At 32.3% G+C, this 25,472-nt stretch carries 22 protein-coding genes and 2 pseudogenes; 3 read left to right on the top strand and 21 right to left on the bottom strand.

Annotation, left to right across the window (positions count from 1 at the left end; genetic code table 11):
• Positions 1-202: 202 nt before the first annotated feature.
• The 8 genes and pseudogenes from IDG64_RS10155 to IDG64_RS10120 form a co-directional block, all read right to left on the bottom strand.
• Positions 203-387 (bottom strand): annotated as a pseudogene (locus IDG64_RS10155) (hypothetical protein).
• A gap of 88 nt (positions 388-475) precedes the next feature.
• On the bottom strand, positions 476-1,540 hold the full coding sequence (locus IDG64_RS10150) for an Mrp/NBP35 family ATP-binding protein (RefSeq protein WP_000958531.1): 1,065 nt from the start codon (positions 1,538-1,540) through the stop codon (positions 476-478).
• Between the two features lie 147 nt (positions 1,541-1,687).
• A complete protein-coding gene (lmrS, locus tag IDG64_RS10145) occupies positions 1,688-3,130 on the bottom strand; it encodes a multidrug efflux MFS transporter LmrS (RefSeq protein WP_001141006.1) in 1,443 nt (480 codons plus the stop codon).
• 322 nt (positions 3,131-3,452) lie between these two features.
• Positions 3,453-3,926 (bottom strand): multidrug efflux transporter SepA, encoded by a 474-nt coding sequence (sepA, locus tag IDG64_RS10140; RefSeq protein WP_001793373.1) that lies wholly within the window; start codon positions 3,924-3,926, stop codon positions 3,453-3,455.
• Positions 3,927-4,024: 98 nt separating this feature from the next.
• A complete protein-coding gene (gene sdrM, locus IDG64_RS10135; protein ID WP_001237503.1) occupies positions 4,025-5,368 on the bottom strand; it encodes a multidrug efflux MFS transporter SdrM in 1,344 nt (447 codons plus the stop codon).
• A gap of 176 nt (positions 5,369-5,544) precedes the next feature.
• The gene (gene trhA, locus IDG64_RS10130) at positions 5,545-6,228 is read right to left on the bottom strand and encodes a PAQR family membrane homeostasis protein TrhA (RefSeq protein WP_000047255.1); all 684 of its coding nucleotides are present in this window, start codon (positions 6,226-6,228) and stop codon (positions 5,545-5,547) included.
• A gap of 18 nt (positions 6,229-6,246) precedes the next feature.
• Positions 6,247-7,434 carry a UTP--glucose-1-phosphate uridylyltransferase gene (locus tag IDG64_RS10125; protein WP_000884737.1) on the bottom strand — a complete coding sequence of 396 codons (1,188 nt, stop codon included), beginning with the start codon at positions 7,432-7,434 and terminating at the stop codon, positions 6,247-6,249.
• A 43-nt stretch (positions 7,435-7,477) separates the two neighbouring features.
• Positions 7,478-7,993, bottom strand: a complete 516-nt coding sequence (locus IDG64_RS10120) for a metal-dependent hydrolase (RefSeq protein WP_000147095.1) — start codon at positions 7,991-7,993, stop codon at positions 7,478-7,480.
• A 176-nt stretch (positions 7,994-8,169) separates the two neighbouring features.
• Here IDG64_RS10120 and IDG64_RS10115 point away from each other — a divergent pair, with 176 nt between their 5' ends.
• Positions 8,170-8,430, top strand: coding sequence for a SunI/YnzG family protein (locus IDG64_RS10115; protein ID WP_001251935.1), 261 nt, complete (start codon positions 8,170-8,172; stop codon positions 8,428-8,430).
• A 132-nt stretch (positions 8,431-8,562) separates the two neighbouring features.
• Here IDG64_RS10115 and IDG64_RS10110 read toward each other — a convergent pair whose 3' ends face one another.
• The 4 genes from IDG64_RS10110 to IDG64_RS10095 all read right to left on the bottom strand — a co-directional run bounded on the left by IDG64_RS10110 (position 8,563) and on the right by IDG64_RS10095 (position 13,160).
• Positions 8,563-9,933: a YjiH family protein gene (locus IDG64_RS10110; RefSeq protein WP_001549577.1), complete on the bottom strand. Its 1,371-nt coding sequence runs from the start codon at positions 9,931-9,933 to the stop codon at positions 8,563-8,565.
• 235 nt (positions 9,934-10,168) lie between these two features.
• Positions 10,169-11,137: a FecCD family ABC transporter permease gene (locus IDG64_RS10105; protein ID WP_000989091.1), complete on the bottom strand. Its 969-nt coding sequence runs from the start codon at positions 11,135-11,137 to the stop codon at positions 10,169-10,171.
• Positions 11,134-12,165 carry a FecCD family ABC transporter permease gene (locus IDG64_RS10100; RefSeq protein ID WP_000974904.1) on the bottom strand — a complete coding sequence of 344 codons (1,032 nt, stop codon included), beginning with the start codon at positions 12,163-12,165 and terminating at the stop codon, positions 11,134-11,136. The genes IDG64_RS10105 and IDG64_RS10100 overlap by 4 nt, the downstream gene beginning before the upstream one ends.
• Positions 12,166-12,176: 11 nt before the next feature.
• Positions 12,177-13,160, bottom strand: coding sequence for an ABC transporter substrate-binding protein (locus tag IDG64_RS10095; RefSeq protein ID WP_001214662.1), 984 nt, complete (start codon positions 13,158-13,160; stop codon positions 12,177-12,179).
• Positions 13,161-13,325: 165 nt separating this feature from the next.
• On the opposite strand from IDG64_RS10095, the pseudogene IDG64_RS15190 reads away from it, so the two are divergent.
• A pseudogene (locus IDG64_RS15190) lies at positions 13,326-13,397 on the top strand (hypothetical protein); the annotation flags it as partial.
• 154 nt (positions 13,398-13,551) lie between these two features.
• Here the strand turns inward: IDG64_RS15190 and sfaC are convergent.
• From sfaC to sfaA, 3 genes are read right to left on the bottom strand one after another with little or no spacing between them, the layout of a single operon-like run.
• Entirely contained in the window at positions 13,552-14,622 is a 1,071-nt protein-coding gene (gene sfaC / locus IDG64_RS10090; protein ID WP_000951638.1) for a staphyloferrin A biosynthesis protein SfaC, read from the bottom strand.
• Between the two features lie 6 nt (positions 14,623-14,628).
• A complete protein-coding gene (gene sfaB, locus IDG64_RS10085) occupies positions 14,629-16,386 on the bottom strand; it encodes a staphyloferrin A synthetase SfaB (RefSeq protein WP_000262623.1) in 1,758 nt (585 codons plus the stop codon).
• Positions 16,373-17,566, bottom strand: a complete 1,194-nt coding sequence (sfaA, locus tag IDG64_RS10080) for a staphyloferrin A export MFS transporter (protein ID WP_000170397.1) — start codon at positions 17,564-17,566, stop codon at positions 16,373-16,375. The genes sfaB and sfaA overlap by 14 nt, the downstream gene beginning before the upstream one ends.
• Before the next feature lie 101 nt (positions 17,567-17,667).
• Here sfaA and sfaD point away from each other — a divergent pair, with 101 nt between their 5' ends.
• Positions 17,668-19,644, top strand: coding sequence for a D-ornithine--citrate ligase SfaD (sfaD, locus tag IDG64_RS10075; protein ID WP_001052580.1), 1,977 nt, complete (start codon positions 17,668-17,670; stop codon positions 19,642-19,644).
• 160 nt (positions 19,645-19,804) lie between these two features.
• On the opposite strand, the gene IDG64_RS10070 is transcribed toward sfaD, so the two are convergent.
• The 6 genes from IDG64_RS10070 to IDG64_RS10045 all read right to left on the bottom strand — a co-directional run bounded on the left by IDG64_RS10070 (position 19,805) and on the right by IDG64_RS10045 (position 25,452).
• On the bottom strand, positions 19,805-20,314 hold the full coding sequence (locus IDG64_RS10070; protein WP_000215236.1) for an Asp23/Gls24 family envelope stress response protein: 510 nt from the start codon (positions 20,312-20,314) through the stop codon (positions 19,805-19,807).
• 62 nt (positions 20,315-20,376) lie between these two features.
• The gene (locus tag IDG64_RS10065) at positions 20,377-20,616 is read right to left on the bottom strand and encodes a DUF2273 domain-containing protein (protein ID WP_000002683.1); all 240 of its coding nucleotides are present in this window, start codon (positions 20,614-20,616) and stop codon (positions 20,377-20,379) included.
• A gap of 12 nt (positions 20,617-20,628) precedes the next feature.
• A complete protein-coding gene (gene amaP, locus IDG64_RS10060) occupies positions 20,629-21,165 on the bottom strand; it encodes an alkaline shock response membrane anchor protein AmaP (protein ID WP_000825819.1) in 537 nt (178 codons plus the stop codon).
• Positions 21,166-21,339: 174 nt separating this feature from the next.
• Positions 21,340-22,902 carry a BCCT family transporter gene (locus tag IDG64_RS10055; protein WP_000792342.1) on the bottom strand — a complete coding sequence of 521 codons (1,563 nt, stop codon included), beginning with the start codon at positions 22,900-22,902 and terminating at the stop codon, positions 21,340-21,342.
• 307 nt (positions 22,903-23,209) lie between these two features.
• The gene (locus IDG64_RS10050) at positions 23,210-24,217 is read right to left on the bottom strand and encodes a zinc-binding alcohol dehydrogenase family protein (RefSeq protein WP_000781934.1); all 1,008 of its coding nucleotides are present in this window, start codon (positions 24,215-24,217) and stop codon (positions 23,210-23,212) included.
• 233 nt (positions 24,218-24,450) lie between these two features.
• Positions 24,451-25,452 carry an NADP-dependent oxidoreductase gene (locus IDG64_RS10045; RefSeq protein ID WP_001180228.1) on the bottom strand — a complete coding sequence of 334 codons (1,002 nt, stop codon included), beginning with the start codon at positions 25,450-25,452 and terminating at the stop codon, positions 24,451-24,453.
• Between the last annotated feature and the right edge of the window lie 20 nt (positions 25,453-25,472).

Below are 25,472 nucleotides of genomic sequence, written 5' to 3'. Positions count from 1 at the left end.
GGATCAAACTCTCCATAAAAATTATGATGTTTGATTAGCTCATAAATACTAAATAATGTTTGTAACTTATAGTTACGTTTTTTGGAATTAACGTTGACATATTGTCATTCAGTTTTCAATGTTCATTAATGTTCAATCTCTTTTATTCTACTTCATTTATTTCTTGAAGTCAATAACTTTTTGAACGATTACTTTATTTATTCTATATTGTTTTTATAGTTATTTCAATGGTAAGTTTTACACTTTTGAAATTCTTCTTTAAAAACAACTGCGTCGTTTTTGACGACTTTATCATATTATCAACTTTGGAATTTAAAGTCAATAACTTTTTTAAAACTTTTTGTGTTCACAACCCGCTTCTTTTTCAACGCGTTTATTGCTTAACACAAGAACTTATTTTACCAGCATTCCAAAACAAATCAACATAAAAACGTACAAAATAAAAGTAATTTTGTACGTTTAGCATATATTATACCTATTTATTTGTAGCAGCTATAACTTTTTGTGCAATCGAGCTATAAATTTTACCTAGACGATCATCTGATTGATATATTGACGGTGCAAAATCTTTTGGATTCCAAGATGGTTGCTCTAAAGGTAATTCCCCAAGTAATTGAGTATTAAGTTCATCAGCTAACTTAGTACCGCCACCTTTGCCAAAGACATATTCTTTATTACCCGTCTCTTTACTTTCAAAATAACTCATGTTTTCAATTACGCCAAGAATAGAATGATCCGTATGTTTTGCCATCGCACCTGCGCGAGCTGCAACAAATGCTGCTGTAGGATGAGGTGTCGTTACAATAATTTCCTTACTTGAAGGTAACATCGTATGAACATCTAAAGCTACATCTCCTGTTCCAGGTGGAAGATCGAGTATTAAATATTCAATGTCTCCCCATTTAACTTCTGTAAAGAAATTCGTCAACATTTTACCTAACATTGGCCCTCTCCATATAACTGGCGCATTTTCTTCCACAAAAAAGGCCATTGATATAACTTTAACGCCATGACGTTCAACTGGAATTACTTCCTTCCCTTTAATTCCAGGCTTTTCATCAATACCCATCATATCTGGTACACTAAATCCATATATATCGGCATCTACTAATCCGACTTTTTTCCCTTCACGAGCTAAGGCAACGGCTAAATTTACTGCAACAGTAGATTTACCGACACCACCTTTACCGGAGGCTATTGCAATAAATTCGACTGGATTATTTTGAGATAATAGGCCTTCTATCGTTTTAGGTTTATTTTCTTCTTTTGGTTTAAATTGATTTACTTTTTCTTCCGGCAATGTTTCAAATCGTATACCGACCGTTTTCGCACCGTTTTCTTTTAATGCATTAACAACAGCCATCTGTAAATCTAATTGCGGTGCACCACCTAATTGTGCCATTGCTAATTTAACACTCACATGTTCTTTTTCTTCCTTAATAGAAACTTCAACAATACCTTCTGTTTCTTTTAAAGGCACATCTATAATAGGATCTTTAATTTCTCCTACCAATTCTTTCACTTGATCTACCGTTAACAAAGCAAATCCCCCTTAATCATTTTAAGACATCTACATCATAGCAAATAACAATTTTTGCTTAGTCTATCACTAAAAGTATAAAACTTTTTATTAAATAAAAAAAGCAGTTAGCCTATTATTTTAAATAGACCAACTACTATAATTATTTTAAAATTTCCTTCTATTACTTTCTATTTCTTTAGGTTCTCTTATAAAAAGTGCTATCACATAAGCTGCCATAACAAGCACAGCTACAAAAGCAAATGAGATATCCACCCCTATAGCAATGGATTGCTGTTTAATTTCAGTTGCAGTTAAATGCGATGGCGATGTAGATAAAAATATTTTTGCACCAAAACTCATTAATGTAACCATTAAAGCTGTGCCTAGTGAACCAGCCATTACACGACCAAAGTTCATAATAGCCGTGCCATGTGAGATTTCTTCATTTCTCAAAGAATTAATTCCTGTAGTATTTATCGGCATCATGAGTAAAGAAACTGAAAACATTCTAATTGCATATACGACTATTAAATACGTATAAGATGTGTCTGTATGCAAGAAACACAACATAATTGTAGTAATTGTTAAAATTGTAAAACCAGTATAAATCAATGGTCTAGGACCATACTTATCATAAAATTTACCTGTAAAAACTGACATAATACCATTTATTATTGCACCAGGCATGATAACAAGTCCTGATAACAAGGCAGATAAAGATAAACTGTTTTGAACATATAGCGGTATAAGCAGCGCAGGTCCAACCATTGACATCATTATAATCATTGAACTAATCGTACATAATGCAAATGTTCTATTTTTAAAAACCCTTAAATTTAAAAGTGCATTAGTAATATTAAATTGTCTACGTATAAATAAATAGATAATAACCATACTTATTATCAACGCACCTATTACTATTGGACTTGTAAATCCTAAATCTCCTGCACTACTAAATGCGTATAGCATTAACCCGAATCCAATAGTTGAATACATTACTGAGCGCTTATCTAATTTCGTATATTTCACTTCATTGTAACTTGAGATTGAAACTAAGCCGAAAACAAAGGCAACTAAAGCAATTCCTACAATTATAATAAATGGTACTCGCCAACTCGCTTGATCAATAATTAATCCTGTAACTGTAGGGCCTATTGCTGGTGCAAATTGAATTACTAAACCTGCTAGTCCCATTGCAAAACCTCGATGTTCTTTACTGAACAATGTAAATAACGTAAATTGCATTAAGGGCATAAGTACGCCTGCACCCATCGCTTGAATTACACGTGCTAACATTAAAACTCCAAAATTCGGAGCTAAGGCTGCAACAATAGAACCTAATAAAAATGTCCCCATCGCCGCTAAGTATAAAGGTCTAGTTTTAATTCTATCCATTAGATATGCCGTCAAAGGTATCATGACGCCATTAACAAGCATAAACCCAGTAACTAGCCATTGCGATGTACTTTCATTAATATTTAATTCTCTCATTATACTAGGTAACGCTGTATTTAATAATGTTTGATTTAAAATAGCTACAAACGCACTAATCAACATAACAGCAACTATGAAGTTTCGTCTCCGGGTTGTTAATTCAACTTTAGCCATCATAATTCCTCCTTTTTAAAACAGATATACACTTGTCCCTTTAATACATATAGCCATTAACATAATGGGAGTAGTACTCAAATGATAAAGAAGCACTACATAATAAATCATTATTGGTTCTTACACATTAGGCACAGCTAATGTGTACTTAAAAAACTAACAATATAACATTGTAGGGCCTAATAATTTATTTTATTTCTCAGACTCATACAATGGTTATTTAACTTATTTACCACAAATTGAGCACTAAGACTCACTATTATCGATTCTTCTATTGAACAAAAAGAAGTTGGAACACATATGTGCCCTCAACTTCAGATATCTATTTTCTATTATTTAAATTTTTACTTTCAGGGTAAAATTGAAGCTTACAAACATATAAGAACCCTATAATAACCATGATGACCCAAAAATCGATATTGATATACACATAGTTCAGATGAATAATAAAATAAAATAACGTTGTTGCAACTGTGTAAGAAATCAAATGAAAAGTCGCGCCTCTAAAATATGCATTTTCAGGCAACATTTTTCTAAAATAATCCATTAAATGCTCGACTGCAAATATGATGAAGTACCCAAAGATTATATAACTGCCATAATATAATAGGTTATCGTACATACTTCTATTATATGTAAAGTCACCCAACCTAAAATAAATAAGTATTCTACTTAATCCATATAAACCAAACCCTAGAAATGTTAAAAAAATCGCACCAGAAAGTACAAAAATAAAGAGAACAACCATTGTAGTTAACAAGTTATAAAACTTATGTTTAAGATAATTCACAATCATTGGCCTCCTTATTAATAAAATATTGAACGATTTATCTAGTATCTAGGAAATTTATTATTTCTTACTTTAATTACACTACATCAATTTTAATCATAATTCTATTCTTTTGATTGAGATGACTGTTCTTTAAAAAATACGACCCATAAAACAATAAGCCCAATGCTAATTACAGCAACAGCACTTAACACATTATGTAAGTTTGGACCAAAGATTCCTGATTGTATCGCATAAAGATATCCCATTATTGTTGAACCTATTGATGCCCCAAGATTTTTAGTTAATCCATAAAATGACATCATTTTCTTCATTTGTAATGGGCTAGTTTCCTCTTGGACAATTACACTATCTTTCGTATAAATATATCCAAAACTTAATCCTGCCAAAATCAACACAAATGCTATAAGTACCGGCAATTTAATACCAAATGAAATGATAATACTACTTACTAGTAGCAATGTAAATGATAGTAAGTAAATAACTTTCCTTGATAGTTTTGCTTCAATTCGATGTAAATTAAAATTCAATGTAATCCAAGCTAAAGATAAAGGAAAAATAACCAATCCACTTTGCAATGGAGATAATCCTAGTTGTTCTTGAAGGTAGACTGGAATATATAAATTGAATCCCATTAAACAAATAGCTGTTAGAAGGTCAGTTATAAAAACTAAAGTAATCGAACGATTAAATTCAACCACAGGTAAAAATGGTGAAGAAACATGTTTTTCTACTTTAAATAAACACATTGCCACAACGATAGCTAAGATAAAACTCAAGAAATTTAAAAGTAACAGCTGTTGGTTTAATAAAGCAAACATAATCAATCCAATAAATACATAAAATAGCGTGAGCCCTTTAGTATCAAATTTTGATTTAGCAACTGTTTCTTCCTCTGGAAAATGAAATGTCCATATAACTAATATAATGGCAATGATCGCAATCGGTATATTTATGTAGAATAACCAATGCCATGTTGCAAATTCTAATATACCACCACCTAGAAGTGGCCCAATGATACTCGAAATACCCCAAACACTGCCAACTATGCCCATAATTTTATATCGTAACGGAATTTCAAATGCTAACTTTGGAACAATTTGCGATAATGACATCAATACACCTGATCCAAAACCTTGTATCACGCGTGATATAATTAGCATAGTAAAATTAGTACTTAAACCACACATAAAACTACCTATACTAAATAAAAGTAATCCTGCAATTGCCACATAAATAATTTTAAATCTCGAAAGTAATTCGCCCACTATAGGATTGGCAATTACTAATGCGATAAAATACGCTGTGAAAATTAATGAAATTAAATTTCCTGCATTTAAATCTTGTTTAATTGTAGGTAATGCAAGCGAAATAATAGATGATTCAATCGCTGACATAAACATAATTAATATTAAAGCTATAACAGTTATGATTGACTTTAATCGCATGAAATACCTCCTTCTATATATTTATTTATAAGATTTTATTTACAAATAATTGGTTTTCATATGTATAAACACTTTTGACTTTCAAATCTTAACGATAATTCTATTACAATACAATCCCCTATTAGAATGATTTATGTAATAAAAAAAGCGGAGTTTCCCCCAGCTTTTCTAAACGACTACATAAAATATAAGATTGCAATTAAATGCAATAGTGATGCTATTACAATAAAAATATGCCAAATCATATGAAAATATGGTCTATTCTTTTGTGCATAAAACCATGCACCAATTGTATAAGACACACCACCTAAGAAAATGAATAATATGAATATCCATGATGTGCGAATAAAAATAATTGGTAACAAGATAATACCTACCCAGCCCATCACTAAATAGACAATTAAGCTTAACTTTTGGTTAACTTTGACAGCTATGGATTTATATAAAATACCCCAAAGTGTCGTTCCCCATAATAAAATAAATACTGTCCAACCTATCCAACCACCTACAACTGTTAACAAAATAGGCGTATATGTACCAGAAATTGCTACGTAAATCATACTGTGGTCGATAATCCTTAAAATATATTTATGAGGTGTTTCATTTTGCATAGAATGATAAATAGTAGATGAAATAAACATCATAAAGATAGAAATAACATAAATAGACATACTCACAGACGCAAGCGTACCATGTGCAATATAACTGTGCACAGCCGCATAGGGTAACACTAATAATGTTAACAAAGCTGCAACACCATGAGATGCCGCATTACCAATTTCTTCTCCAAATGATAAAGGGATGATATCCTTAAATGTTTCTACGATTGTGTCATTACTTTTTTTAGTTGATTTGGACATCATAGTCACCGCCTATCATTAAATTAAACCCATTCTACGTAAATCTTCTGTTGCAGTTGCAACACTATCTTTACCTTCTTTATTTTTAAGAGGTGAAAATTCTTCTTCTCTAGGAACTTGTAACGTGACAAAACTAGTTCCATAAGTAAATATGTCAAAATAGAACAATTCGAATTTTAAAGTTGGTTGTTCAATAACCCCAAAGTTCTCATCTAATTGTTTCAAATTCTTAATAGCTAAATGATAAGGTAACTCACGATTTACAGCGTTTAAAATAAAACCAAGTTTAAATGCATGAATACCGATATTAGCATTGTTAAATTGATTTGCAACTTCTGGATCTAATTCTGAATACTCCAGTACTGTATCTTTACAATCGACATTAACTAAACGTCCAACACTTTCAACTGGTTTTGGTTGAATCGTTTTAGAAGTAATATCGTAATCATGTTCTACCGTAAATCCTGCAAATAGTGGATCCAACACTTTTACTAAAACATTGTCGATATTATTCAAGAAAATATACTTAACGCCATTATTAGACATTTCTTCTAAGTATCCTGCCTTGTCTAAAGATTTAAACACGCCACCATTACCATTCGGCGTTTCCATAATACGACCCTGTTGATTTAAAATTAACTTCCCTTCTTCACTAAGCGCCACAATATTATCTTGTTTAAAGAAATGGATTGCTTCTTGATCATATCCAAAATAACTATGTGCTTCGAAATAAGCTAAAGTTTCTTCATGATTGATATCACTTGTCATAATATACCATTGAATCGTATGTCCAGATTGATGATTCAATGTTTTTAATTGGTTAGCTTGAAGTTCAAATAAACTTACACCTTCAATTTCAAACGAACCTTTAGGGCCCTTGTAACCAAGTCTTGTTCCTTGACCACCTGCCATCAAAAGTACTGCAAATTGTCCTTCTTTAATAGCTTGAAGTCCTTGTTCCTCTAAACGCTTAATCTCATCATCACTCATTTGTGATTTAATATCATATTTCACTTCAGAAACTGCAGATACATCATCTATTGTTTTCTTATTGATGTATAAATCGTTATATAATTTGGCAATAAAATCTAAATCTAATGACGCTACCTTCTCTTCAAGTGCTTCTTTTTCATTGTTACTCATTATTTTTTCATATTCACACAAATGATCTTGTTTATATTTAGCTAATTGATTTTTATCTAGCATTTTATGCCTCCTGCTGAGTTTGTAACCTTTAATAATTTATTTTCTATAAAAACTTAGTATTCCAGTTGCTTATTATATCATTGATGAAAGGCTGAAATAAAACATAAACTGTTCCGACCATTAACGCTGTAGCTAAAGATAAGTCTACAAGTCCACCTGTTTTAAATTGAATCGGTGTCTTCACATTAAACGGTAACGGATAAAATAATTTCACGCCTCTTGGTGTTATCATATCTAGTATAACATGTGACACTAACCCAATTATAATTGCTGCCATATAATAATTAGGCGTCTGAATAATTTGCAATAAAAATGCTATGATTGCGATAAATAATATTGAATGCGTAAAGGTTCGATGTCCAAAGATCAATCTCACAAAAAAACTAATTACCTTAAACCTTCTGCCAATCTTACTTTGAGTGTGACATATATCGGGTAATAAGCTAGCTAGAGTTGCTAGAATGATAACCGTAACCGACGAAAAAATATCCGTTTGAAAATATTGTGTTGTTAGCGCTCCAACGAGCATGCCGCATGAAGCATGTGTTTTACCTGTCATATTTGTTCTCCTTTAATACTCACATTTTACCACATCCCTAACAAAAACACGAACATATTTTCGGGTTAAAATTCATTAGTATGACACAATTTAAAAAAGTATCACATAACTCTTGAAAACGATTACAAAATCGTTTATGATGTATTTACAAAATATTTAAAGGATGTGTTTGAATAATGGCAATGACAGTAAAGAAAGATAATAATGAAGTGCGTATTCAATGGAGAGTTGCTGATATCAAAATTCCTACAAGTGAAATTAAAAATATTACACAAGACCAAGATATTCATGCAGTTCCTAAATTAGACAGCAAAGATGTATCTAGAATCGGCTCAACGTTTGGTAAAACGAATCGCGTTATTATCGATACTGAAGACCACGAATACATTATTTATACTCAAAATGATCAAAAAGTTTACAATGAATTAACTAAATAAATTGTATAAAAAAATCATTCATGGTGAGGGCTTCATGAATGATTTTTTTAATTGATTCAACACCCAGCAAAAACAAATACAAAAGGACAACTGTTCTCATAATTTTAACAGTTGTCCTTTTTTCACATATATTTATAACAAAAGATGTGCCATCAAAGAAATAATTGGTAGTGTAATGATTGTTCTAATCAAGAAAATCATAAACAATTTGCCGATGCTTACAGGAATCTTCGAACCAAGTATGACGCCACCTACTTCAGACAAGTATATTAACTGCGATATACTAAGTGCCCCAATAACAAAACGAGTTATATCATTTTGTACACCTTCAATTAAAATAGAAGGTAAAAACATATCGGCAAAACCGATAATAATCGTTTGAGAAGCCTGTGCCGCTTCAGGTATTTGCATTAACTCTAAAAATGGAACAAAAGGTTTACCCAATATGACAAAAAAGGGCGTGTAGTTCGCAATAATGGTAGCAATAGTACCAATACTCATCACTACAGGCAAAATAACAAACCACATATCAATGACTGTTTTTAATCCTGACTTAAAAAAGTCAATAACGCCCGGTGCTTTAATACCAACTTCTGTTGCAGTATCAAAGCCATGTCTCAATGCCGTCTTTCCTTCTGGCAATGCCTCAGTACGCGCACTTTCAGGTACCTCCTTAGCATACTCATCAGGAATTTTATTTAAAGGCCAAATTCTTGGCATAATGACTGCTGCAACGAGGCAGGATACTATCACTGATAAATAGAAAGCAAAAAATTGATTTTGCATGTGCACTGTTTCAGCAACTACAATTGCAAAGGTGATAGAAACTACACTAAATGTCGTTGAAATAACTGTTGCCTCACGACGAGAATAATATCCTTCACCATATTGTCTACTTGTAATTAAGACCCCAACAGTTCCGTCTCCAATAAATGATGCTAAATTATCTACCGTCGAACGTCCTGGCAATGTAAATAAAGGTCTCATAACCGGTCTAAAAATAGGACCCAACATCTCTAACAAACCGTATTCCATCAATAGCGGTAAAAATAGAGCTGCAAATAAGAATACTGCCACTAATGTTGGCAATAAACTTGAGAACAATAATCCACCCGTTTCATCTGAGTAAATAACCTTTGAACCAATTCGTAAAAATGTCATCCATGCAAAAACAACTGCTAATATTCGTAAAATTAACCAACCAATTCTAACGTTAAAAGCATTGTTCATTAGCCCGTCAGGTTTCAATTTATCTTTTAAAATAGTTGAACAAATCAGAGTTATGATACCCGATAAAGTAATTATCGTCACAATTAAAAATGGCATTACGCCACCTAATACATCTTTAAGCACGCCTGCTAAAAATGCCACGGGCAACGTTGTTTGCTTCTGTCCATCTTGTTCGACTGGAATTGGTACTAAAAATAATAAGATACCAATTAAAGACATCGTAATAAACTTAAGTCTCCCAATAACTATCTCTTTCCTTGAAAAGCTATCCATAAAATCAATCCATTTCTCTATGTATTCGTTTTAAGTATATACAGAATTCTATTCAGTTAACAAACATATTCCTTATCATTCTATCTTTTAAAATGTTTATGTATGCAAAATAATGAATAATTACAGTTATTAAATATACGCTATTTCTTGTAATTTTTCAAGATGAATTCAAAAAAGGTTAAGTACAATTACTGATTTCGTACTTAACCTTTTTTAAACTCTAATCATATGTTAGTTATTTCATTCTTCGTAATAATATTAAGAAGTATGGTGCACCGATAATTGCAATGATAACCCCTACAGGAATATCCAGTGGCGGATGAATGCCACGGGCTAAACCATCTCCAAATGTTAACAATATAGCACCAATTAACCCCGACATAATAATAACGTGTAATGTTTTATTTCCTATTAATTGTCTCGCAATATGAGGTGCAATTAATCCTAAAAAGCTAATACCACCGACAACTGAAATTGCGGATCCTGCTAATATTACTGCTAAAATTAGCAATAGCATTTTAATAGTTTTAACTTTTAAACCGAGTGCGGTTGCAACAGCATCACCTAGATTCAATACATCTAATTGATAACTCAATAAAATGATGATTGGTATCGTTATTAAAAACCAAGGTAATATAGTATAAATATTCGACATATCATGTCCATATAGACTACCTGTCAACCAAACAAGCGCTTTGTTTGCTTCCAGTGGATTTCTGATTAATAAGAACTGCACAATCGCCGTACATATTGCGCCTATTGCTAAACCAATTAAGGCAAGCTTTGAACCTTTAACATCATATTTTGAAATTAAAAATGATAAAAATAAACTTACTGCAAAGGCACCTAAGAATGAACCTATAGGTAATACAAACAATGGTGCTGTTGGAAAGGTCATAATAATAATCACAGCAGCTAAACTGGCACCTTTAGAAATACCTATAACATCAGGTGAGGCTAACGGGTTTCTTATTACAGCTTGTATAATTGCACCTGAAATAGCCAAGCTACTGCCGATAATAATACCAAGTAATGTTCTAGGTATACGATACTCATTTAAAATAAAATCATCTTGTGTAAAGATTCCCTTAATAGCATCAATCGGATGAATCATGACAGACCCTACACATAAACTTATGAATATACTCACAATTAAAAGGATTGTGATTAAACTATAACGACGTATAATTTTCGTTGTCATCATATTCTTTTCACCCCTTTAATCGTTATAAATAAGAAGTAAAGTGCACCTACGAATGATGTAACAATCCCTACTGGTGATTCATAAGGATATGTAATTAAACGACTTAATACATCTGATAGTAGTAACAAATCTGCACCTATAATAAATGTTAATGGAATCATGACTAAATAATTCTTACTCACATAGCGTTTGACTATATGCGGTACGATTAAGCCAACAAATCCAATTGGTCCTGCCACTGACACCGACATACCTGTAAGAATAATGACTAATAGTCCAATGATAATTCTAACTTTATTTATATTTTGACCCAATCCCTTAGCAATGTCATCGCCTAGTTCCATTATCGTTAGTTGACGTCCAATAAAAATCGTTACAATTAAAGCACCAATAATCCATGGTAGAATGGTTAAAATCTCATCCCACTTCATACTGGATAATGAACCGACAAGCCAAAACATCACTTGTTCGTTTGAATTCTCATTCAAAATAATAATACCTTCGGTCATACTACTAAAAAACAAATGGATGGCCATACCAGCCAATGCTAATTTAATGGGTGTCATACCTTTCGTAGCACCTGAAAGCGTATAAACAGTTAAACCACCTATAAATGCACCTATCACACCTAAATATAATGCATAATACTCTAATGATGGAATGATAATCGTCACAAATACAATGAAAAACGATGCACCAGAACTGACACCAAAAATTTTAGGTGATGCTAGCGGATTGCGTGTCATTGCTTGCATTAACAAACCAGATACCGCTAATGCACCGCCAATAAATAATCCTGCAATCATCCTTGGCATACGTACATTATGCAATAAAAACGTTGCTTTCGTATCTGTATGACCAGTAACATAGTGAACGATATCGCTAAAATTAATTTTCGAAGAACCAATCGCCATATTTAAATATATACAAATAAAAAGAAAGCACAAACTCACTATATACGTGAGTGTTGTGCGTCTTTTTCTTTTATGATCTATGGCAGATTGGCTAATTATTTCTTTTATAGCCATTTACTTCCACCTTACTTTTGTTCTTTTTTTGATAATTCAACAAGTTCTTTAGCCATTTCTTCAGAAGAAATTAAGCCACGAGATCTTGCCCAAACGTCACGGTCAACAATATCCACGCGATTATTTTTAACTGCATTCAACTTTTTCCATGTTGCATCTTCTTGTAACTTCTTGAATTCAGCAGAATCTTTTTTAGCATGATCTGTCATAATGATCATACGCTCTGGATTTAAATCAGCTAAATGTTCAGTGTCTAATTGTAAGTAAGGTCCTTTCAAATATTTACTTAAACCTTTTGTTACATCGTCACTTAATGCATTTTTAAATCCTAGTTCGTTTAAAAATTGTCCAACATATGAATAGTTTGGATGTGCTAATAAACCAGCTTTAGCAACTACTGCTGGAAGCACTTTTTGATTTCTATCAAATTTAATTTCATCTTTATACTTATTGATTAATTTATCATGCTCAGCAAGACGTTTTTCGCCTTCTTTTTCTTTATTTAAAGCTTTAGCAATTGTTTTGAACGAATTAATATTTTGTTTGTAGTCTCCATCAAAACTCTTTAATGATAATGTTGGTGCAATTTTGTTTAATTCTTTATTAATACCTTTATGTCTACTGCTATCAGCGATAATTAAATCCGGTTTTAATTTACTAATTTCCTCTAAGTTTGGCTGTTTACGTGTACCTACAGAAGTATAATCCCCAATTTTTTCTCTAACTGGTTTAATGATACGTTTTTTCTTACCATCATCAGCAATACCAACTGGATTAACGTCTAATGCTGCTAATGCATCTGCAAATGAGTACTCTAATACAACGATACGTTTTGCATCTTTAGGTACTTTTACTGTACCATTTTCATCTTTTACCGAAATAGTATCTTTAGTTGATGATTCTTTTTTACTTGAATTATCCGTATTACCACAAGCTGCAACTAAAAGTAAGGCAACTATTAATCCCAATATACTAAAAGTTTTTAGACCTCTCATCGTTCCACTCCTTAATATGTATAACTTCATTTATTATTTTATTGATAACAATTATCATTGTCAAGTAGCGTTCAATCTTTTTTATATTACTAAAATGTATGACTATATATTTCCTCTAGTAATTATGACTACAATTAGCACATTTCCTTAGAAAAAATATTGATAATGTATCATTGCTATATCATCTTTGCATTAATACAATTGACACCATTTAGTATGACCGTTATCCCTGTAATTTAGCTGATATTATCTGTTGCAATTTTATGTGACGAACTGTTGCACTTAATTTGATAAATCAACAAATACAAAAAATCTAAGTTGAACAATTATGATACAACCGTGCAAACGATATGTAGTATAACTTGTCAACTTAGACTTATTGATAAATATATTAATATTGGTTTACCATAGCGGGAGATTTTACATCAAAATTTTGAAGTAGCGTATCAATCTTTGAATCATCAATATATACCTTATGTAAATTTTTCATATACATCGAATGAGAAAGTGCTTCATAATTTAATGAAAAAGATATATGATCTCCAACTTGATAGTGTCCTTGACCATTTAAATTAAGCATTAAATGATCACTCGAAGCGCCTAAAATATTGATATGCTGATCCATAGGTGAAATATTATCGACTTTTGTATCTAAATAACCAATATCTACAATAGCTTGTAAGAATGATTCATGCGTTTGTGTATTAACTCGAGGTTTAATTTCTAAAATCTCAGCCTCCAATGTAATCGCATCTTGATATAACATAGCTATCGCTTGATTTGTCGTTGTATCAACACCTCTAAACAACGTTTCACCTATTCGCAATTCATTTATTTTACCCAAATCATTATATAAAAGTTGTGGTAACATACTCGAATTACCACCTGAAATAATTTTCAATCGATATCCTATTTCTCTTTCAACAGCTGAGACGAATCGATTAATCATAAAGATATCATCATCACTTGGCGCATCAGATTTAAAACACATAAAATTGAATGCTAAACCTACAAAATGGATATTTTTCAAGTGAATAATCTCTTTAATATAATCTAAAACATCATAAGTCAGAACACCTTCACGGCCATCTTTCCAATCTACCATTAATAAAATCTTATGTTTTTTTCCTAAAACTTCTGCTACTTCATTTATTTGATGTATGGTAGATAATTCTGTTTGGATACTCATATCAACTTTTTCTATCATATCTGAAATCTCTTTTTTGGCAGGCGTACGCAATAACGTATATGTTAAATCCTGATCTGCAATACTAATTATGTTATCCAATCTGGATTCTGCAACATGATTGATACCTAACGCTTTTAAGCTTTCTACAATTGTACGGTCACCAGCTATGCACTTAATTACTGGTGTGAATTGCATATTTTTACTTTGAAAAACTGTTTGAAGTACTTTGGCGTTATATTTAATCTTCGATATATTTATGTTAACGTGTGCCATGTAGTACTACACCTCTTTTTTTATCGGATTATCTAACTCAATATTTAAATATTGCTTTACTTTATTTTCCATTCTCATATTTAACAACGCTTTGACAGTAATTGTTGGTCCAAACAAAATATCTTTTAACTCATTTGCATGTGGTAGTGTTGGGTTAATGGCATGCGCTACTACTTGCTGTACTATGTTAAATAATTCGGTTTCTTCAACACAATCATACTGATTAAAATGATGAATTAATTCTGCCATTTGATTTTGAATAACAGCATGTTGGAATTTTGCAATCACTGCATCTATAGAATCAGCTATTAAACTATCATTTGTAATTTTAATATCTGATACACGATGTTGTAATGTTTCTAAATCAATTCTAGAACCACCTAAATCTCTCACTAAAAATTGAATGTCAAAATGTGGCCCCAAGTTCACTACTGTATTTTGCATGTGTGCTTCTAAAGCAATTCCATAATTTTGAATAAAAGCAATTAAAGGCGGGATTAATGCTTGAGCGTATCGTTCAATAAATGTCGTAATACTTTCTTTAGTAATTCCTTGATTTAACCACTCTAAGTAACTATCCACGATAACTTTTTGATCTATTGGATTTTTATTAACTAGACTTGCACTAACTACTGTTGCACCTTTTCCATCAATTTCAGGCTTTTGTCTTATAATACAAGCAAGCTGACGTGCCCTATCTTTATCAACATTTGCATATTCACCGAACGGTTCCATAGCAACTTTAAATCCTGGATATTGATTCAACATGTTTTGTAAAGCATAACTTAACTTTGGTCCATCTACAGTAGTCACAGTTGAGACTGTTCTAACGGCACTTGTTGCTTGTGCATCGACGGGCAACTTAACATGGTATGGTTTATCAATTAAAGACATCGTCCTAAATGATAAAGTTGCTTTTGAAAGTATTGTAAACGGCGTTGGAATTAATATTTTTTTAGCAATCCATGCTTCAAAATATTTCCCTATCGTATGATCATATTGCCAAGGATGTACTAAAATCGCTCTATAGTCTTCACTTTTCAAACCTAAACTCTTTAAAAACACACGAATCTGATTGTAGTATTCGGGAATTATTTCATCAATAATAAATTGATCATTACCATCCATAGCTGTGCACACAACATGATCTTTTTCAATCATCATAATTTGCAAAGGGATTTCTTTTTCAAACTCAGGTGCATATGCTCGTACTTCTTCCATAGTTAAGGGCAATTTCGTTTTGGTTAAAGGGTGTGTTGGATGCCCCTCTGGTACCAAGCTCTCAGAATAAGTTAAATCATCTGTCTTATCACTATCTTTTACATGTTGTAACCATGAAAAAAAGTTAATATCTTGTGGTAATCTTGAAAATTTAAAACTTTGACTTATTAATGTTTGTCTGTGAGACATTTGCTTATATGTTTCAACTAAACTATCTCGACTGTGTATTAACTCTTCGCGTAGTCGCTCTGAAATAGGGATATCAAAGTCATGATTCAACACATCTAACAAACCTTCTAAAGTTATAATTAATGACGTTTCACATTTATTTAAATAAGCAATATCACCTGTAAACTCATAGCGTTCTAATGCACTTTTTCTAACAACTTCAATAGTCAACACATGCATATGATACTGAATTTCAATTAAAGATCCTTTTTGCGAAATAAATGTTTGCTCGGGGTAAATACGTTCTTTAATAATGGCCTTAATTACACGATATTGAATATTTCTATCTGCCTTTGCCCATTCAAGATATACCATGATTACTTTCCTCCAACTTTAACTTCAACTTTCTATTTATAAAATAGAATACCATTGTAATGCATATAGTACTTATTCCCATTATTGAAAAAGTTCTAACAATGCCAAACACATCTGCACATATACTCATTAATAGACTTCCCAATGGAATCATACCTCTATCCATCATAATAATACTCAGTACTTTACCACGTTCATAATCTTTAACATTATTTTGAAAATAAACGCGATTTGTCGTACGTGCCCATTGACTAAATAACCCAATCAATGTAATACAAATGAACATGATGACAATATTGTGAAATACCACACCTAACAAAGCAATGCCAAATAAAAATGAACTTAAATAATACATATTTACCATACCAATATATTTAAGTACTTTAGGTAAAACTAGCGTTGCAATAATACCACCAATGGCACACATCGTCATAGCGATACCAAATATTTCAGATTTCCCCGGAAATACTTTGTTTGTCAAAACTGGTAAAAGTGTCGTATATGAAAAACCTGTCGCCATAATCAATAATGATGTTATAAATATTTGTCGACCTTCCATATGTAATTTGAAGTAATCTATAATAACTTTTAACGGCATGAATCTTGTTGCATCTTCAGGTATTTTAGTTACTTTAAAATGTAATGGTAAGCATAATAAAACTGCGATAAAATAACAAATTGCCTGTGCAAGAAATGTTGTTGGCGCATGATAGACTGCTAATATGACACCAGCAATGGCAGGCCCTATTGAACGACAAATATTAATGATGAATGAATGAAATGATACAGCTTGTGTAGTAGATATTTTATCTGATAAATCTGGTAAGATTGCTTGTCTTAAAGGTGTTTCAACCGCACTTAAAATCCCTCTTAATGTCGCATATATAATAATGACGCTAATTGGAATTGCAGTGAAACTATACGTGAGCGCACATAAAATTGCAGTTACTAAAAATGATGATGAAATTGTAATTCTCAGCAATCGCCCTTTATCATACTTATCGGCAATTGCCCCTGCCCACACACTTAGTAATAATATTGGTACAAGTCTGCAAAAATTGACAATCCCCAGATAAACTGCGTTATGATAAGTGGTAAGCACAAACCAATTTAGCCCTATTTGTCCAATCCAATTACCTAGAAATAGTAGAAAAGAACTGCTAAAAAAATATTTTGTCATAAAACTTACACCCGCATTCTGTTGATAATAAGAATCATTATCATTAATATGGATTATACAAATCTATCTTGCTTTTGTAAAATATTTCATAGAGGTGAATTATGAACTTGAACTTAATTTTTAAAGAACAGACATTAAAATTTAACAAAGAAGAACAAGAAACATATTTATTTTTACAACAACATAATAGCGATTGGGCTAATGTTTTTAAAGAGATGATTTTACAAGGAAGAGATAAAGTCACTCAGAGATTGGTCACATCAATGCATCGCGAAAACTTAGTTAAAGCGCGCACTCAAAGTAAGAAAATATTGAGTCGTGATTTGATTATGTTAGATATCTCAACGACTCATATACTAGAAATCCAGTTCCCACAAGCTAAGCAAACATTATATGCTCCTATCACTGGAGAACACGCCTTTGATCGAATTGATGTTGAAGGCCCTTTCTACATTAAAGATGACATTACAAATACGATTACACGAGTACAACATCCAAATGAAATTCTTGAGTGTATTTTAATTGAAGCACCAGATTTAAAAAATGCTGCTAGTGATCAATTTCAGCAAGATTTAATAAACAGTGCAACTAATATGACATTTGCAATTAGCTATCAAGCACTGTCAATGCAACATGATTCTGCACCTTTATTTAATATTATCGAAAATAGCGAAGATAGTTACTTGCGTTCAGAGCAAGCCGTTATTGAAGGTCATCCGCTACATCCTGGGGCTAAATTACGTAAAGGTTTAAATGCATTACAAACATTCCTATATTCTTCAGAATTCAATCAACCTATTAAGTTGAAAATAGTACTGATTCACAGTAAATTAGGCCGGACTATGTCACTGTCTAAAGATTATGATACAACTGTTCATCAACTATTTCCGGACTTAATTAAACAATTAGAAAATGAATTTACGCCAAAGTTTAACTTTAATGATTATCACATTATGATTGTTCATCCATGGCAATTAGATGACGTATTACATTCTGATTATCAAGCAGAAGTAGATAAAGAATTAATCATTGAAGCAAAACATACGTTGGATTATTATGCTGGTTTATCTTTCAGAACATTAGTTCCTAAATACCCAGCTATGTCGCCACACATCAAATTGTCGACAAACGTTCATATTACAGGTGAAATTCGTACATTATCAGAACAAACGACGCACAATGGTCCACTAATGACACGTATTTTAAATGATATTTTGGAGAAAGATGTCATATTTAAGTCCTATGCATCAACAATTATTGATGAAGTTGCTGGTATTCATTTTTATAATGTGCAAGACGAAGCAGACTATCAAACTGAACGAAGTGAACAATTAGGTACATTATTTAGAAAAAACATATACCAAATGATTCCACAAGAAGTCACACCAATGATTCCTTCAAGCTTAGTTGCAACCTACCCATTTAACAATGAATCACCTATCGTGACATTGATTAAACGTTATCAATTAGCTGCATCATTGTCTGATTTTGAATCATCGGCGAAATCGTGGATTGAAACTTATAGTAAAGCATTGCTTGGTCTCGTAATCCCACTAGTTACTAAATATGGCATTGCATTAGAGGCTCACTTGCAAAATGCTATTGCAACATTTCGGAAAGATGGTCTATTGGACACGATGTATATTAGAGACTTTGAAGGTTTAAGAATTGATAAAGCACAACTAAATGAAATGGGATACAGTACATCTCATTTCCATGAAAAATCAAGAATTCTTACTGATTCAAAAACGTCTGTGTTTAACAAAGCCTTTTATTCTACCGTTCAAAACCATTTAGGCGAATTAATTCTTACAATCTCTAAAGCATCAAATGATTCAAACTTAGAAAGACATATGTGGTATATCGTTCGTGATGTACTAGATAACATTTTTGATCAACTTGTACTTTCGACACACAAATCTAATCAAGTAAATGAGAATCGCATAAATGAAATTAAAGATACCATGTTCGCGCCATTTATAGATTATAAGTGTGTTACAACAATGCGTCTTGAAGATGAGGCACATCATTATACTTATATTAAAGTTAATAACCCTTTGTATCGAGAAAATAATTAAGGTTATAGAATTTTATTAATCGTGAGCTCAAGGATTACATTAACTTATTAAATACAATCTATACAAATGAGAGAATAATACATTTTCCATATTCAAATTATTAAAAATCACAAAAAAGCTCGGCACTTAAATTGAGTGCCGAGCTTTTTTATCGAATAACTTATTGTAAACCTTGTCTTTCTTGGTTATTGTTTTCGTTATTTTTTTCGTGTTTTTGTTTCCACTCTTTTTGAGTCATTACATCGTCAACTTGCATGTTAACTTCAACTACATCTAAACCAGTAATATATTTAACTTGTTCTTTAACTAATTCAGTTACTTTACGGAAGATTTTTGGTGCTGATTCACCATATTCTAAGATTACTTTTAAGTCTACAGCAGCTTGTTTTTCACCAACTTCAACAGATACACCTTGAGTAACGTTGTTGCCACTTGAGAATGCATTAGTGAATGTATCAGTTAAGCCACCTTTCATATCTAAGATACCTTTAACTTCACGTGCAGCGATACCAGCAATTTTTTCAACAACTTCATCAGAGAATGTTAATTTGTTTTTGAATTGAGGCTCCTGATTTTGTTCTTGTTGTTTTTGACGCTCTTCTCTTTCTTTTTCGTTAACACCAGTTTGATTGTCGTATGCTTGTTTTGCTTTATTGTTATCTACAGTCATAATAGATTCTCCTTTTACTTGTTAATTTTTATATTTTTTTAATTAAATTCTAAATTGATGAATTAACTCCATCGATTTAAAAAATTCATAAAATCTTGCTTACGGTCTTTCATATACCCAATACCTACACCAATTAAACATAAAACGATGATAAGTACTGTTTTCCAAAAACCTAACGTTAAGAATAATATCGCGATTAATAGAAACGCTAGGAAACCAACGATTCTCCATTTAAATACTTTTAAAAAATTAATCACTTGTTGTGTAGAGTCTTGTCCGTTTTGGTTATGATTGTTAGCCATGATATACCTCCCTTACAACACTCGTGGACCAGAAGTTTTCTGATCTCTCACATTAACTTCTAACTTACGTACTGGCATTTCTGTGAAATATTCTACATTCTTTTTAATATCCGAACGAATTGCTTCAGTTAAAGATTGAACTTGAACATTATTTGGTACGAAAAAGTCAGTTTTAATGTCGATATAAGATTTATTTTTTTTGTTATATAGTTTCGCAACTACATTTGGTTGTCTTACTTGATCATATTTTGCAACCGTATCGAATGCCGTCTTTTCAACAGCTTTACGAGATACGTAAACATGACCATCATCGAAGTCTTTGTATAATCCAGGTTTTCGATGCGTAGGTTTGAAGATACTAAATACTAATATAAGACCTATTAATATCAATAGTGCAGCAAGTGAAATAAGTAATGGTTGGAACCATTCAAATTGAAGGAAGTAGTCTTGATATTCAGTTATACGTCCATCTTGGATATACATGAATAACAGGAACCCCACGATTACTACTATTAATAAGCCAAGGATAAAGTTTTTAAGTCGTTTCACCCCTAACGACACCTCCTTAGTTAAAGTTAATTTAAAAACATATTAAATATGTACCCATCAGTTTTTTTCTTAAACATAATAAATTAATAACTTTAAATTTATTTTTAATATATAAGATGAAGTACCATTTAGTGATATATTCCCTAGTTTTTGTAAATAAAACCTCATTATTAATTAATTTTCGTCAATATGTTTTGAAGAACGATATTCTAAAATATCTGGGTCACGATGTTTAATTAAAACCTTATTACTATTTCTCGGTTTCTCCTCACTCAAAGATTTTAAAAGCGACCATATCATCGCTATAATGACCACGGAAAATGGTAACGCAGCAATGATTAATAAATTTTGTATCGCTTGCGTACCACCTGTGTAGATCATGATAATTGCAAATAATGCCATAATGATACCCCAACTCACTTTGACAAATGACTTCGGATTAATATCACCTCTTGAACTCAACATACCTAAAACATAAGTTGCCGAATCCGCTGATGTAACAAAGAAAATCATAATAACAAGTAAAGTAATTAAGCTTAATACAAAACCTAGTGGGTAATGTTGTAGCGTTGCAAAAGTTGCTGTTTCTGTCGCTGCTTTAGCAATATCGGCAATATGATTATCTTGTAAGTAAATTGCTGACGCGCCGAATACCGCAAAGAATATAAAGCAAACTAATGCCGGGACAAAAAGTACACCTAGAATAAATTCTTTAATCGTACGTCCTTTTGACACACGTGCAATAAATATACCTACAAATGGTGCCCAAGATATCCACCATGCCCAGTAAAAGATTGTCCAATTTTGTAACCATTGGAATTTTTGACCGCCTGACGGAATGCGTAAACTCATACTAAAGAAATTTGCAATATAATTACCTAGACCATTCGTAAATGTATTTAAAATGTATAGCGTTGGCCCAACAATAAAAAGACCAATAAGTACTACAAAAGCAAGTAACATGTTGATATTACTCAACGTTTTGATACCTTTATCTATACCTGACCATGCTGACCAAGTAAATAATATGGTTGCAATGACAATCAAGATTACTTGCATCGTGAAATTACTCGGTACATTAAATAAAAAATGTAAACCTTCGTTTATTTGCAATGCACCGAAACCTAATGTTGCAGCAACGCCTGTTACTGTAGCTATGACTGCCAATACATCAATGGCACCACCTAAAGGTCCACGCATTGCCTTTTCACCTAATAAAGGCGTCAATGTAGCGCTGACTAAGCCAGGATATCCTTTATGAAAGCTAAAATATGCAAACACAAGCGCGACAATACCATAGACTGCCCATGCATGAATCCCCCAATGGAAAAATGAAAACTGCATTGCATCATTAATTGCAGATTGCGTGCCAGCTTTATGAATAGGCGTTAATTTGAAGGCATGACTGATTGGTTCTGCCGTTGTCCAGAACACAAGTCCTATTCCCATACCAGCACTAAATAACATAGCAAACCAAGACGGCAATGAGAATTCAGGATCTTCGCCTTCTTCACCTAATGTAATGTTTGCGTATCTCGAAAATAAAATATACACACAGACAAATAAAATAACTAAAACGAGCAATAAATAATACCAAGAAAAATGTAGCGCAATAAATGTAGTAATGTTTTGCGTGAGTTTTTCTAACTGTTTCGGAAATATTGCTCCAAAAGCAACAAATATCGTACATATCACTAAAGATACCCAAAACACTAGACTTACTGATTTATTTTTCATAAATACAAACCCTTTCTGTGTAATGGTAAGTTCATACCCATAACTGCAACATTTTAATCATTTATAATTTTATATAGACACAATTAATAATGCCTCATCTTTTAAAAATGATATATAAAACACACTCAAATTATTTATCATTGAGCAACAAAGTATTTTATTGTATTTAAGTAATGCCTTTCTAATGCATTATTGAATTGATACCTGCAAAGTTGCCATATTTCCATTTAGAATCAATAGTCGCTAGACACAAAAAATAAGTCGCCCTATACAGTATTTTCTGCATAAGGCGACTTTACTTACTAAACTATATATTAATTACTAATTTTCCAATCATTGATTGTTTTTCCAACAATTGATGTGCTTGATATAAGTTTTCAGGTGATAAACCTTCAAAAACTTGTGTCGTTGTTGGTTGGTAATGCCCTGATTCTATATTTTTCGTAATATCTTCTAAATACTCATGTTGTTTAATCATATCAGGCGTTCGATGAATTGGACGCGCAAACATAAATTCATGTGTAAATGTTATACTTTTTAATTTTAGTGCATTTAAATCTTGATCTTCATTAAAAGCTACGATAGTTGTAATATGCCCTAATGGTTTTATCAGTTCAATCATAGTATTGTAATACAAGTCTGTATTATAGGTGCAAAATATATAATCTACTAATGGAATTTCTTTTTCTTTAAATTGACGCACTAAATCCTCTTTATGATTCAATACGATATCTGCGCCCATCTTTTCACACCACTCTGTTGTTTCTTGTCGTGATGCTGTTGTAATGACAGTTAAACCATACCGTTTAGCAATTTGAGTGGCTATACTGCCTACACCACCGGCACCATTAATGATTAAGACAGACTTCCCTTCGTTTTCAGCAGGATTATGTGAAATTTTAAATGTATCAAAAAACGTTTCATATGCCGTAATACCAGTTAGCGGTAGACTAACCGCTTCATTAGCACTTATGTTGTGTGGTGCTTTTGCAACTATAGCTTCTGACACCAATTGATATGTCGCATTTGATCCTTGTCTATTTGGCGATCCAGCATAAAATACAACGTCACCCGGACTAAATAATGTAACGTCTGGTCCGATAGCTTCAACAGTACCAATAGCATCAAACCCAAGTACACGAGGTGCTTGAGTGACTTCCATTTGTCGTTGCTTTGTATCTACAGGATTTACACTAATGCTATTTACTTTGACTAAGATATCATCATTTTCTGGCGTTGGCTTTCTTTGTTCGTATACTTTAAATAAATTTCCTTCTTCCAATTTAAAGGGCTTTTCAAATCCTATCATTTTCATATCGTTTCACCTCATTTATGAACTTATTTCTTATTATACAAAATAGAAGCCATGTGTGCTTATATCGCAGCATCATGACTCCTTTTTCATTTGAATATATAAATAATTACAGACGACTTTCGTATTACATTTTAGACTTATTTCTACCATGTTACTGAACAAATTTGCTTTAGATAAAAAATTATTAAATTTTAGTCAATTAACAAAGTTAGTTTGTTAAAACGTATACTTTATTATTCCGTTACTTTAATAACTTGTTTACCAAAGTTATCGCCAGTAAATAAATTTTTAAATGCATGTGGCGCATTTTCAAAACCATCTTCAATGGTTACTTGTGACTGAATTTTACCTTCTTGAACCCATGTTGCAAGCTGTTCACTAGCTTCTTTAAAAGCATTAGCGAATTCACTTACCAAGAAGCCTCTCATCATTACTTGCTTCTTAATAAGCGTACCTTGAATACGTGGTCCGATATCTGCTTCAGGATGATTATATGACGAAATTGCGCCACATACTGGTACACGTGCAAAACGATTTAAATGCTTAAATACTTCATCGCCAACTGTTCCACCAACATTTTCAAAATAAACATCAATACCATCTGGTACTGCTTGTGCTAACGCTTCTGCAAAATCCTCTTTCTTATAATCAATACCAGCGTCAAAGCCCAGTGTCCCTGTTAAATAATTTACTTTTTTGTCGCCACCCGCAATACCTACTACACGGCAACCTTTAATCTTAGCAATTTGACCTACAACTGAACCTACAGCACCAGATGCAGCTGAAACCACAACAGTATCACCGGCTTTAGGTTGTCCAATATCAAGCAGACCATGATATGCTGTTTGTCCTGGCATTCCTAAAACACTTAAATATAAATCAAGTGGTACATCTGTCGTTGGAACTTTAGTAATTTGATCCGCTTGGACATGATTAATGATTCGCCAAGGCAACATACCTACAACGACATCTCCTTTTTTATAATCTGCGAGTGTCGAATCAATTACTTTTGCAACGACATGGCTAACAATCGGTTTACCAATTTCAAAAGGCTGTACATACGAATCTGCCTTAGTCATACGTCCTCTCATATATGGATCCACTGAAATATACAGCGTTTGTACAAGTACGCCATCGCTCTCAAGTTTAGGCGTGTCAGTCTCTTCAATTTTGAATGTATCCTCTTGAGGCATGCCTTCTGGTATTTTGTTAAAAAGAATTTGTTTATTTTGCATCATTAATCACCTTTCTTTAT

Source organism: Staphylococcus sp. EG-SA-15, assembly GCF_017151895.1.
In the GTDB taxonomy this organism is placed as follows: domain Bacteria; phylum Bacillota; class Bacilli; order Staphylococcales; family Staphylococcaceae; genus Staphylococcus; species Staphylococcus aureus.
Note: the sequence above shows the minus strand (reverse complement) of the source record. Positions and strands in the feature narration are given on the sequence as shown.

Coding starts and splice junctions, on each gene's coding strand:
- lmrS (WP_001141006.1), bottom strand. CDS start 3,130: ATGGCTAAAGTTGAATTAACAACCCGGAGACGAAACTTCATAGTTGCT.
- sepA (WP_001793373.1), bottom strand. CDS start 3,926: ATGATTGTGAATTATCTTAAACATAAGTTTTATAACTTGTTAACTACA.
- sdrM (WP_001237503.1), bottom strand. CDS start 5,368: ATGCGATTAAAGTCAATCATAACTGTTATAGCTTTAATATTAATTATG.
- trhA (WP_000047255.1), bottom strand. CDS start 6,228: ATGTCCAAATCAACTAAAAAAAGTAATGACACAATCGTAGAAACATTT.
- IDG64_RS10125 (WP_000884737.1), bottom strand. CDS start 7,434: ATGCTAGATAAAAATCAATTAGCTAAATATAAACAAGATCATTTGTGT.
- IDG64_RS10120 (WP_000147095.1), bottom strand. CDS start 7,993: ATGACAGGTAAAACACATGCTTCATGCGGCATGCTCGTTGGAGCGCTA.
- IDG64_RS10115 (WP_001251935.1), top strand. CDS start 8,170: ATGGCAATGACAGTAAAGAAAGATAATAATGAAGTGCGTATTCAATGG.
- IDG64_RS10110 (WP_001549577.1), bottom strand. CDS start 9,933: ATGGATAGCTTTTCAAGGAAAGAGATAGTTATTGGGAGACTTAAGTTT.
- IDG64_RS10105 (WP_000989091.1), bottom strand. CDS start 11,137: ATGATGACAACGAAAATTATACGTCGTTATAGTTTAATCACAATCCTT.
- IDG64_RS10100 (WP_000974904.1), bottom strand. CDS start 12,165: ATGGCTATAAAAGAAATAATTAGCCAATCTGCCATAGATCATAAAAGA.
- IDG64_RS10095 (WP_001214662.1), bottom strand. CDS start 13,160: ATGAGAGGTCTAAAAACTTTTAGTATATTGGGATTAATAGTTGCCTTA.
- sfaC (WP_000951638.1), bottom strand. CDS start 14,622: ATGGCACACGTTAACATAAATATATCGAAGATTAAATATAACGCCAAA.
- sfaB (WP_000262623.1), bottom strand. CDS start 16,386: ATGGTATATCTTGAATGGGCAAAGGCAGATAGAAATATTCAATATCGT.
- sfaA (WP_000170397.1), bottom strand. CDS start 17,566: ATGACAAAATATTTTTTTAGCAGTTCTTTTCTACTATTTCTAGGTAAT.
- sfaD (WP_001052580.1), top strand. CDS start 17,668: ATGAACTTGAACTTAATTTTTAAAGAACAGACATTAAAATTTAACAAA.
- IDG64_RS10070 (WP_000215236.1), bottom strand. CDS start 20,314: ATGACTGTAGATAACAATAAAGCAAAACAAGCATACGACAATCAAACT.
- IDG64_RS10065 (WP_000002683.1), bottom strand. CDS start 20,616: ATGGCTAACAATCATAACCAAAACGGACAAGACTCTACACAACAAGTG.
- IDG64_RS10055 (WP_000792342.1), bottom strand. CDS start 22,902: ATGAAAAATAAATCAGTAAGTCTAGTGTTTTGGGTATCTTTAGTGATA.
- IDG64_RS10050 (WP_000781934.1), bottom strand. CDS start 24,217: ATGAAAATGATAGGATTTGAAAAGCCCTTTAAATTGGAAGAAGGAAAT.
- IDG64_RS10045 (WP_001180228.1), bottom strand. CDS start 25,452: ATGCAAAATAAACAAATTCTTTTTAACAAAATACCAGAAGGCATGCCT.